1 protein-coding gene is annotated in these 12,391 nt (G+C 41.2%); it reads right to left on the reverse strand.

The features are described from left to right. Positions 1-410: 410 nt before the first annotated feature. Positions 411-12,266, reverse strand: coding sequence for a T9SS type B sorting domain-containing protein (locus C4H12_RS08605; RefSeq protein ID WP_106098555.1), 11,856 nt, complete (start codon positions 12,264-12,266; stop codon positions 411-413). Between the last annotated feature and the right edge of the window lie 125 nt (positions 12,267-12,391).

Genomic DNA, 12,391 nt, shown 5'->3' on the forward strand with positions numbered 1-12,391 from the left:
CATAGATAGGTAGTACATTGACATATTACCAGCCCCACACAAACGTGCGTTGCAAAGGTATTTTTTTTTTGGTTATATTGTCAAGATGTTGTACCTTTGCACCTAGAAGTTATTGAGAAAATAGGTATAATCAAATGAAATAAGAACTATTACTAAACCATTACCTAATCTTCTTGTAATTCCTGTATCTTCTTTATTTAAAATAGATTATAAAAGTAGTTTCAATTTTGGATGAAAAATAAAAAATAAAAGGTGGGAAGTGAGGGGGGGTTGGCTTGGGGTGGGAGGTGATAGAGGGTGAGAGGAGGCTTTCCTTTATTAAAGGGTATGCCTTTCATATATAAAAAAACTGCTCACGTGTTTTATCGTGAGCAGTTTTTAAAAGGTTTTAAGTATGAACTTTTAAACTATTACCTATATAATGTGAAGTTTCCATAGAACTGTCGCTTATCATATAACTGATCATTGATTTCTATCACATACCAGTAATCGCCTGATGGCATTAGACGACCGTCATACTGTCCGTCCCAGCCTTCGCCTGGTGCTAAGTTGGCTATTCGCCTTCCATATCGATCAAATATATAAATGCGTGCATTCACATTATTATCCAAATACTTAGGTTGCCATACATCATTCACTCCGTCGCCATCTGGGGTGAAGAAGTTGGGGACTTCTATATCGTGGTAAGGGACTTCGGCTGTGAGCGTTGCTGTACATCCGTTGGCATCCTCTACCCTCACTTGGATTATCTTAATGCGTACCCCGTTGGATTCTATGCGCTCTGGATCGTCGTGGTTTATCTTATAGCTTGTATTGCTACCTCTATCCACGCCATTGTAATAGAATGTGTAACCCTTAAGATTGGTAGTAGTACCGCCTGCCGCTTTTACTTCAATGGTATTGATAGCGGTAGCTGAGCTGGTGGTATTGGTAAGGGTAAGCGGATCGTAAAGATCAAAATCAAAGGTTTTAGAGGCTGTACAATGTCCGGTTACTGGGGTAAGGGTGTTGTAGTGTACCTCGATAGTATGGGTTCTTGTGGTGCGATCAAACTCATCAATATATCCTATATTACCTAAGGTGCGTACAAAACTTGTAGTGGTAGCGGTGCCATCAAGAGCGTAGGTTATCTTACTGAAATCTACCTCTGGGTTACGGAACCTCACTACTAAATAATCCTTGTAATTATTAGTACCCGCATCACAAGTACCTTCACGCTCTACATAATTCACCGCTATATCTGGGAATTCTACCACTGTAAAGCTAACGGTTTTGGTCATCACACAACCGTTGGTATCGGTAATCACTACCTTGTAATAAGTGTCTTTTGGTGCTGGTGGTAAATTCACAAAGCTATCGGAGGTGGCCGTTATTCCTCGGTGACCGTTTATCTTCTGTCCATTATCGGCTCGTACTATATCTACATCATAAGTTCCTGTACCGCCTGCTATGTTTTGAATTGTAACACTACCATCATTCTGAGCGTTGCAGGTGTAGAACTGTGAGGCGTTCTCATCTATATCGGCAGTGATAGGCTGTGGATTGGCAAAGGTAAAGGTTCCTGCTACTGTTACTGAGCAGTTCTTACTATCTACTATATCTACACGATAGGTTCCTGGCTCAATACCTTCAAATGTATATTCGGTATCGGGGGTGATATACCTAGGTATATTACTACCTGTAGCTGACAGCCTTACCAGTACATAGCTATAAGGACGGGTTCCTCCTGATACATTACTTACTTTTAACTTACCATTGTTAGCGTCTACACAAGTAATAGAGGTTACTTGGGTGGTGATGCTTGCCACTTGTATGCTATTGTAAGGATCAATAGTAATAGTGCGAGTACCACTATATGTTGTACAACCTAAAGCATCTATTAAAGTAATAGCATATTGACCTGCATTTAAGCCTCGGAACTCAACCCCTGGTGCTCCTGATGGTATATTGCTAAGGGTTACTGCACCTCCTGGTGTAGGACTTATTGGGGTAAGGGTTACTGTATATTCTTGCTCACCTCCAGTAACCGTAAGTTCTCCTACGGCATCTTGGTTTTGACAGTTAACAGATACTTTCTGTTTCACATTACTTACACTTATCTCATCTGGGTTGGATGGGATAATAAAGCGGTGCTTAGCTACTCGGCAACCCGTACTATTAGAAATTGCTTCTATATCATACGATCCTCCTTTAAGGGTAGTAATGGTTACTATATTACCTATGGCACTACCTGATAAACTTACAGGTGAACTACTACCTACAGATGTAATGGTATAGGTAAATCCTGCTGTAGACTGATCGCCATTAGAAAGATCGGTATCCTTAAGAGTAAGGGTTATTCCTCCAAAATCGGTATGACAAACTGCTCTCACTGGGTTGGTAGACTCTATAGCAAAGGTATTGACATCTTTAATGCGGTGACCTCCTACTATACTACAGCCTGTACGCTCATTGATTACTTGTACGGTATAGTTGCTACCTGATAAGGCACTAGAACCATTGAGGGTTAGAGATAGAGTGGTGCTTGCTACTGTTGTTACCGTAGCGATACTATTACCTACTCCTTGAACTATATACTTAAGTGGGGTTCCTGCTATATAACCAGTAGTACCTACATCTATACGTATTGCTTCATCAACCACACAAGTGGCTGATGTGGTAGTGGTAATACTAAGGGTTGTAAGATCAAAGGCTGGTGCTATAGTCACACTTGCTGTACTAGTAGCACAACCGCCTGAGGCATCTTTCACTCTTACATAATAACTGCCTCCGCTAAGGTTGGTAAGGTTATATACTGTTCCGTTTCCTAAACTTGTATGTGTTGTAGCATCAAAGAACTCGGTTGTATAAGGTGGTATACCGCCTTTTATCTTAGTGGTATCAAGAATTACTTGTGGAGTGGATAGCCCTGCATTGCCTTGACACTTGTACTGAGTAGCTGTAATGACTCCAGTATCAAAAGTAATTGGCTCTGGAGAGGTAACCACTGCATATACTTGTGCAGTACATCCTTCATTATTGGTAATAAGAATATCATACTTCACTCCTTGAGGGGTACCTCGTAATCCGCTGAAAATAGCATTGTGGGTTCCTGCTGTTGTAGGAGTGGTGGTTACTGCTACAGTATTACCGGTGGTAATATCTATAGCACTGGTAATTTCAAAAGTATAGGTCTTGCTATCTGAAGGCATTATGACATCTATACTTCCGGTACCTGTAACTGTTAATCCTAAATTACATTTCTCATGGTAAGGCTGTACTGTTACCCCTGCTAAACTTATAGGTTCTGGGTCTTGTACTGTTACTTCTTTTACTATAGGACAGTCTTGGGTTTGGGAATCGTAAATACTAATACGATAAGTAGCTGCTTGGGTGAAAGATGCTGTACCCAAAGTAATGGTCATACCCGTAGCTGGCGTGGTAACAGCAGCTCCTACAACAAGGGTTTCACTAGCTATAGAACCATTGTCTAAACGCTCTAAAGTATAACTATAGGTACCTGTACCTCCTGTTACTGTCACCGTCATCTCGGCCGTAGGGGTAGCACAAGTTTTTGGCTTGGTAATAGCCGCTACTGCCTTAATAACATCGGTAGTGCTGAAGGTTATGCTACTAGCACAACCGTTTACATCGGTTACTGTTACTGTATGTGACACCAATGGGGTGACCTCTACCTCAAAGGCTTGGTTAGACAACGTCCATTGGATAGGTAGCCCTGCTGAGCCATCTAAACTGTAATAGTGTGCTCCTTGTCCTATCTTATCTAAGGTTATTCGCACTGGTATCTTGCCATTGGTATTATTATATGCCTGACAAGCTAAAGTGGTTACGGTAGCTACATTAGGTACATCAAACTGAGTGATGGTTACTGTACTGCGCTTTTCACAACCGTAAGCATCACGTACATATACATCCCAAGCTCCTGTAGGCATATTCACATACAAGGACTCTTGTGTGGTGAGGGTATAGGTTGTAGGAGCGGCTCCTCCTGCTGTTACATAACTATAAGTGTAGGTAGCTGTACCTCCAGTGATGTTTAACCATATTTGTCCTGGATCTTTACAAGTAGACTTCTTGGTTTCTTTAGTGCTTACTTGTAACTCTATAGCTGAACGCTTGATCTCAAAATCAAAAGATCTTACACACTTATTACCTCCTATTGTTTGAATAAACTTGATTAAATACTTACCTGCTGATAAGTTAGTATTTGTGTTCTGTGGCGTTGCATATCCTAAAGGTGCAATAGAAACTACCGTTCCTGAGGCTTCAGGAGCAGTGGCATTTGGATCACTAGATTTGTATATTTGCCAAGTTATATTAGTCGCTAATGGATCTACTCCTGACAATGTATATGTAAGTGTACCATTATTGCCACTTGAACAACTCACATTCTGTACAGACAAAGTCGCTGCTAATGTATTGGCTGCCGGTACTGGCACTGTAGCCTCTTGTACATATCGACAACCTGTGGTAATATTGTATGCTACAAAAGTGTATTTTACTCCTGGGGTTAAGTTGGGTATCTCGGCTACTACGCCTGCTCCTGATACTGTTGCTTTATACCATATATCATTACCTCCATTAGGGTTGGTTGTAGCTACGGTATTGGCTACTGACCCATCGGATGGGTTTTGAATGCCTGGACGGTACACCGCAAAGTATGCCTTAGTAGTTGCTGTAAAGGTTCCTGAACTTGTTGCACTAATAATGGCCTTGGTGTGTTCCGCACAAGTTGTTAATGGTGGGAAGGTAATGTTCATCACACTTGAATTTGGATTGATAAGTGCTGATAAACGTTTTTCACATCCATTGGCATCGGTAATGGTGATTTGGTAATTACCGTAATTAAGTCCTGTAAATATCGATGATACATAACTTGTTTTTGTTTGTGTAGCCTCAACATTGGTATCAGTATTGAGTACCTTCACCACAAATGGTGCTGTTCCTCCACTTTGTAACTGTACGGTAATCTCTGCTAAATCGGCTGCTGTACATCCCATTTGCTTGGTGACTGATGCCGTAGCTCTTACCTCTTCTATCTTATCAATAGTAAATGACTTGCTAACAGTACAGCCTCGTGCATCGGTGAGTACTGCAACATAATTACCTGCTGCCATAGCAGTTGGTGTTTGTACCACTGCACTAGTAACTGCATTACGTATCTGCAAGGTATGTGATACCGTGCCTACATAATAATCGTTAGGGGTGATAATCACACTACCGTTATCATTGCCACATATTGCTTTGGTAGTAGTGAATGTATCGGTGGTAAAGCGTGGTGGATCATAACTGATATTAACAAAACGATCTCGACGACACTCTGTACCATTAGGACTATAGGTAACTACAAACTGTACCAGCGTGCTGGTAGCCGTAGGGGCTGCTATGGTTACAGTAGCCTGACTAGGATCTGATGCTATAACATGGAAAGTGGCTCCTCCATCAATACTATACTCAAATATCTTTGACATAGTAGATACACCACCCGTTACTGTAAGATGGAAGGTATGATTATTCGATACGCAACCTGCATACAACTGGGTAGTTGGTGATACTTGTAATGATAATGGTGCATAGATCTCAGCCGTTACTTGTGTTTGACATCCAAAACTATCGGTTACCGTAAAGGTATGAACACCCGCATCTAACGCATCGGGGTATACAAAGATTGGCGTATTGAACGTATAGGTATTACCTCCTTGACGGCGTACACTGTATTTACCATTGCCATCAAGGACGGTAAGTACAACCTTCTTCTCTGAAGTTACATCGTAACAATAAGATTCTGGCTCGGCAGATACTGTAAGGGTACGTACTCCTTCTATATCTATTGTCGTTTCCGTAGTACATCCATTGGCATCTTTTACTACCAAAGTATAAGTGCCTGCTGGTATGTTACCTATCTGATGTGGATTAGGGGTAGGTGATGTCGGCTCAAAGGTAGTAGTAACTGATACTACATGGTATTGATAACCTGGTGTACCGCCTGTTGCTAAAACTTTTATCTTAGCCCCTGTATTATCACACCTTACTCTTTCCACTAAATTTACAGTTGGTACTATTGGTGTTGGCGCTCCTATGCTATATTCTACAGTTGAAATACAATTAGGCTGAGTCGCATCTTGTACTTGTATCCTTCCATTTTGGATTGCCTCCAAACCGGTAACTGTAAACACACCTTGCGCATCTATAGTGGTAGCTGTCCAAGTAGTAGTGGTGGTATGAGTAAAGCTTATCGCATATTTTACATTGTTTGATGGTGGATTGATCACTCGGATGCGTACCTGTCCATCCGATGCTCCTATACAGCTCACATTCTTCTCGGCTCCATACTTCTCTACTCGCATTTGTTTGTTGGCCTGAACGGTAATAAGCTCGGTTACTTTTAGATCGCAGTAGGTTGTGGCTTGCCATACTTTTACATTATCAATAGCGTAATCATTACCTAAGTTACCATAAGATGAGGATCCTGAACTTATAATACGTATTTGCGCTGTATTATTAGTAAAGCCTGCTACCTCGGCATCGGTAAAGTTGATTGTAAACTTCTTCCAGCCTGATCCGTTGGGGGCTGTACCTACTGTCTTGCTGCGCAATACGGTTCCATCGGCACGGCATAGGGCTACATCAAAACGTGGTGCTACCCCTGATGAGGTAAGCAAACTTACTCCATCAAAACTTACTGTAAGTGCGGTACCTAATGTTACTCCCGTTAAGGCCTTTTTGTAGGCTACCTCACCATTACCATTGCCTGCTATGGCCAAATACCTACCTCCTGATGGATCGGTCGGTATTGTCCAGCTGGCTTTAGAAGGGGCTTGCTTGGTGAGCATCTGCTGACCATCTAGGAAATTGGTAGCATCATTATTACATACCAATCCTGTATTATCGGAACTCAAACAACCATTCTCTTCTGAGCTGCCAAAATCCTCACTAAAGAGTATATTAGGAGTCGTAGATGAATTGGATGGACGATAGTACACCGTTAGGGTGTGTACCCCTGGTGCTAAATTATTAAGCAATAGCGTATTACCACTAAGGGTTTGGGTAGCACTGCCATTGAGTATGTATTGATAGGTTTGTGAAGCTGATGCGCTTACTGTTACCGTTACCTGACCATAGCCATTATCACAGCGGTAAACCACCGGTGTCTGGCTTATAGTAGGTGCTGTGGTTACCTCTACCGTTACGGGAATGGTTACACGACAGTCTTTACTATCTTTTACATAGATATTACTGCTACCGCCTATGTAGCCTATATTGGTGCTTACATAGGTGTTCTCTCCATCAAAACTGTATCTATAAGGTGGAGTGCCGCCTGAGACGTTGTTCACCGATACCTTATACTGGTTGTTTTGGGTATCGCAAGAACGATCGGAAACTACTCCTGCATAAGCCCTAAGTGGGGCTTGAGGTGGTAAGATAACTATTGGCTTCTTGGTATAAATACAGGTTGTACCGGCTACCTGTGATATCATCTCTACCTCATAGGTGCCTGATGGTAAACCTGTGAACAAACCTCCTGCACTGCTCTTGAACACTGGCATCTCTCGAGTACCATCGGCCTTGAGCTTGTACAAGTTTAGAGTACGACTAAAATTCTGTTGCCCAGGTGGGAACATTACATTGATATGACCACTATTAGGATGGGTCTCACAGGTTATCTCTTGGGTAGAGGATATAGTAAAACTATGTGGACTAGGTGGAGTAATGGTTATCTTATTGGAAATAGCAAAAGCTCCGTTACGTGTGTCGCCTACCAAAAACTCATATTCTCCTATACGGCTTACACTGTGTTCTAAATCTACATAGGTTTGACCGCCGGTTTGTACGGCTATAGGTGAGGAGGCAAGCGCCTGTGTAGGACTGCTGAACTGACGCTGCCCATCAATGGTCCAGATAAAGAATCGATATGGTGATTGTCCGCCTTGTGCCTGTAAACGAATCTTGGCCATATTACAGTAACCTTCCTTAAAGCCTTGGAAGGTGGCTGTAACACTCATATCGGTGATCTTCTTAATGGTTGGATTATCAATATACTCACATCCTGCTATTTGATCGGAGGTGATCTTGATACGATAGCTACCCGCCGTTAAATTATCTACCTCAAAACGATTGCTCGTCTTCAAATCGGTACGCAAATAGGTGCCGCCTTTATAAATCTCAACCTTATAGGTAACACCGCTGGAACTCATATTATATGCTACTGCTCCTTGCTCAAAGTTTGTCTCGTCTTTTACCGCTCCTCGGGTGCCTTGCAGTGAACCGGTGATGATTTGGAAATAGAAACTTGTATCACAACCTGAGTTGGTGAGCTTTAAACGGTATAACCCTGCTGTGTTAAACGAGTAATTGCGATCGGTACTAAATGTAGTCCAGCAATCATCACTGGTTACTCGACAATCCGGATCTGTTACTTGGTTCTGACAGCTGCTGTTGAACATTTGCCACTCAAATGGTGTGTTCTGATAGTTTACTGTAAGCTGCTTAGCGCCGCCTTGACACAAATAGAACTGGCTTGTCCAACTTCCATCGGATGGACATACAACCCCTATGTTTTGTGCTTGTGCTCGAATGGGATCGGTAGTGCTGCTTACCGTTTGGTAGTTGATGGTCTCTGTTACTGTAAACTGTACCCCATGACAAGAAATAGTTTTTACTACTTTATATATGCCTGCTGATGTAGGGGCGTATTGCTGTGTATTGCCCACTACATTACCATTAGGATCATACCACTGATAGGTGGTGAAACCGCCTATAGCCTTAAAGGTTACTTGACCGGTACCACAGAACATCTCCTGACGATTACAATCGGAGGTGTTAATGGTGGTTGTTAATGAGGCTGTATGGCTCATCTCGGCCAGTGGACAGCCTGCTGGACCTCCCTTGTAGGTGGCTGTAAGCTCGGTATATACAAAGTTCTGACATGGAGCAAATAACGCTTCACAGTCTCCTTGTACTTTTAATGGTATGCGGATCACTCGCTCGGGATCACCTAACCTTAATGTGGAATTATTATTATTGGCTCCTATCTCAAATCGCCAAGACTTCGTTACTGAATTATACGAAGAGGTAGGCTGCGGATGCTGCCATGATCCATCTCCCGCTCCACTCAAATCAGGAGCTCCATTGGATACTATAGTAGTGGCGTCGGGCATCTTAACATCTAAGGTAGCACGATTGATGTTCTCCGATCCATCGTTCTGATACCTCAACTCGTAATAAAACTGCTGATTGGGCTGTAACTGTGTAATGGTATTGCCAGAGGCATCGGTGTAACGCTGCTGGGTCTTGAGTTTTAAGGCATTTGATTTGACAGTTATATTGAATGAACACGAAGCCGTATTACCTGCCACATCGGTAAAGGTGTAAATAACCTTTGTAGTACCTATAGGGAAAATATCGCCAGGAGCGTGTGTGCGGGTACGAGTTACAGCTCCCTTACAAGTAGGGTAAGCTATCGGTTCGCGCCATTGCACCATTTTCTGGCAATAACCAGCATCTACAGTCACCTCAATATCGTTAGGACAAGGGGTTTTGAAGTATGGAGGCTCATCAATAGGAGGCATTACCACTGTAACAGATTTGGTATAAACGGTACTATTACTACAACCTATACCTGGTTTCAAACTATACTCTGCCATATAGGTAGTAGTTTCGTGAATAGGCTCCCAGAAGCTTCGTCCTGTTTTATAAGGAGCTGCTGTAGTTTTGTTACCATTGGCATCGAGCTTGAACCAGTTGATGTTAAATATATGTTCGGAAAGTGATAGTTGCACACGTGCTGTATTGCCTTTACAGAAAGGTACAGGACGGTCTATCACCAAGAAAGGATCAAAACTATTACTTACATTGATACTAATATCTTTAGGAACATCTTCACAACGGTGTCTCACCAATATTTTATAATGCCCTGAAGTAAGGTTTCTGAATAAATGGAAATAGGTATTATCGGAAGCCTGATAGGTTTTTGTTTCCTTTAGAGTAGCTGCTGTAGCGGTAGCTGTGGCTTTTTCATAGAGTTCAAAAGTAAGAGGGAAGTAGACTTCCTGAGCTGTAACATCGACAGCAATGATACCACTACTGCTACCTGTATCACAAATTACAGGATTCACAGCTGGATTTAGCCTTACAGTTGAAGGGATTTCAATTTCTTTATATGTATAATTGTTAGACCTATAAGGTGTTGTAGGATCGGTAAAATTTTGATAAGTATACCCACTACCTAAATCGACAAAGCCTCGATAAAAATACATATCGGCTCTGACTCTGTATTTCCCTGGTAATAAGTTAGGGAAGGTGCCTGTATGAGCTGATATATAGTTATTACCATTTACAGACTTAGAAGGTTGCCAAGAGAAATTACCATAACCATCATCTGTATATTTTTCTAAATATACAGTTTCAAGAGATGAGTTATTGTATACATTTCTGCCTAAATTATAGGTTATTCTTCCTACATCGCAATCTTTTTCATATTTAAGTACAGGGTTATAGGTAGTACCTGGCAAATCATACTCACGAGTAGCTGTTTTGTTACAAGCATCGGTTACGGTTATTCGGTATCGACCGGCAGGTAAATTGGTATAGCCCCAATAGTAATTATTTTGATTTTCCAATGGAAATACAATGGTACGGGTAGCTGTATTACCAAAAGGCACAACTCCCTGATATGTAATAGTTCTAGTACCATCGGCTCTTTCTATTTTCCATTTTAGAGGATAGAAAAATTTGTCACTAAAGTAATTTACATAGAAAGACCCTGTACCTTCATACATACCGTATCCTACTTTTAATGTTTTAAAGGCATTTTCTACAGGGCGAGCTGTAATTGTAGGCATAGACCCTTGTGTATGAGGAGGGTATTTAATTATAAATTCATTAGAAATTGCTGGTGGACAGCCAGGAGGTACTGTGGAATACCTATAGCGATAGGTACCTCCATCAACGGTAGGAGATGATTCGGTAATCCAAGTAGTTCCGGATTTGCGTTCTAATATTAGGTTACCATAGCCACTTCTCCAATCACTTACTTGATATATACGACGAAGTTCGGATGTGTTAATATCGGTATAATCAATATTATACTGCCCCCAACGGCTACTAACACAACCTGACAAGCGCTTAGTTGTACTAGATACTATAGCGCCGCAAGTTGATTCGCTATAAGAGGTGTAATTATGGGAACAATCACGACCATCATATAAAACGCCTCCGTAATAAGAAGCATTAATTCTATCATCTAACTTAAATCGTTCTTTGATTGTATTTTTAGGTCCTTTGATGGTTAGTTCTATTTCGTCGCCACTTTCAAACTCATAATCTGGTGAAGAATATTGATATGAGGAGAAGGTAGAAGATATATCGATAGCTGGCTTTGAGGAGTTCAGGAAGCGAATTACTGCAGTACCTGGCTTTGAGAAAAAGTCATTAAAAGATGCTCTATCATCAATATTTCTATCAATATATTGTCCATCTTCGGGACGGATAAGGGTTATTCTGAATTTATATTTACAGTTATTATAACTTTTGGTTAAAAATCTTTGATATGTTTTAATATTGATACAATTCACTACATATAAATTATATGAAGGGATTTGCAGGGTAGGGTAACGCAAGGTATGCCCGCAGAGATTACCGATATTGGTTTGGTCTTTTACTTGTAGAATAAACACAGAATTGGCTGGAAGAGGATGTGTAGCGGTACCGCGTACCTCGATATATCCATTGCCTGTAGGGCGATTAAACACTTGCATAGGGACTTTGACGCTGTTATCCATATTTAATATGGTAACCTCGAAGGGGCCTATACCACCGCTTGGCAAGCGAAAACGCACACCACCACTGTAGAGCTTATCACAAGTAGGAGCTAATGTTTCTATAGAGTTGATATTCATCAACTTATAGTTTGATTCGGTTTCTACTTCGTTTGTTTCAAAGGCTCCTGTAACTTCATCACGTACTGTTATTTTGTACTTTCCTATTTTTAAGTTGTAGAAAGTATACTCGGCAGTGCCGCCTGGGGTTACAGGATTGGGGGACATTCTGAACATATCGTTCACCCCATCGCCTATAATTTCGACTGTAAACTTACCACTGGAAGGCAAGCAGATAGAGGGATAAGGAGTCATATCTCTAGCTGTTACCTTTATTTGGTTATCGGTGTAGCAATTACCTTTAATGGGGGTTAATTGCACATTGATACATTGGGCGAAACCGAGCCCAGAGAAGATTAAAAATGTAATTGCTGTAAGAAACTTTTTCATTGTGTTTATCCTTAAGTTGTATGTAGTAAAAAATAATGTGTAAAATGCGTATAATAACTTACACATACAATTAATGCCACAAAATTAGTATATTTTTTTTGAGGTAACAAAAGTTTTTGAGATTG

Source organism: Capnocytophaga sp. oral taxon 878 (assembly GCF_002999135.1).
Taxonomy (GTDB): Bacteria; Bacteroidota; Bacteroidia; order Flavobacteriales; family Flavobacteriaceae; genus Capnocytophaga.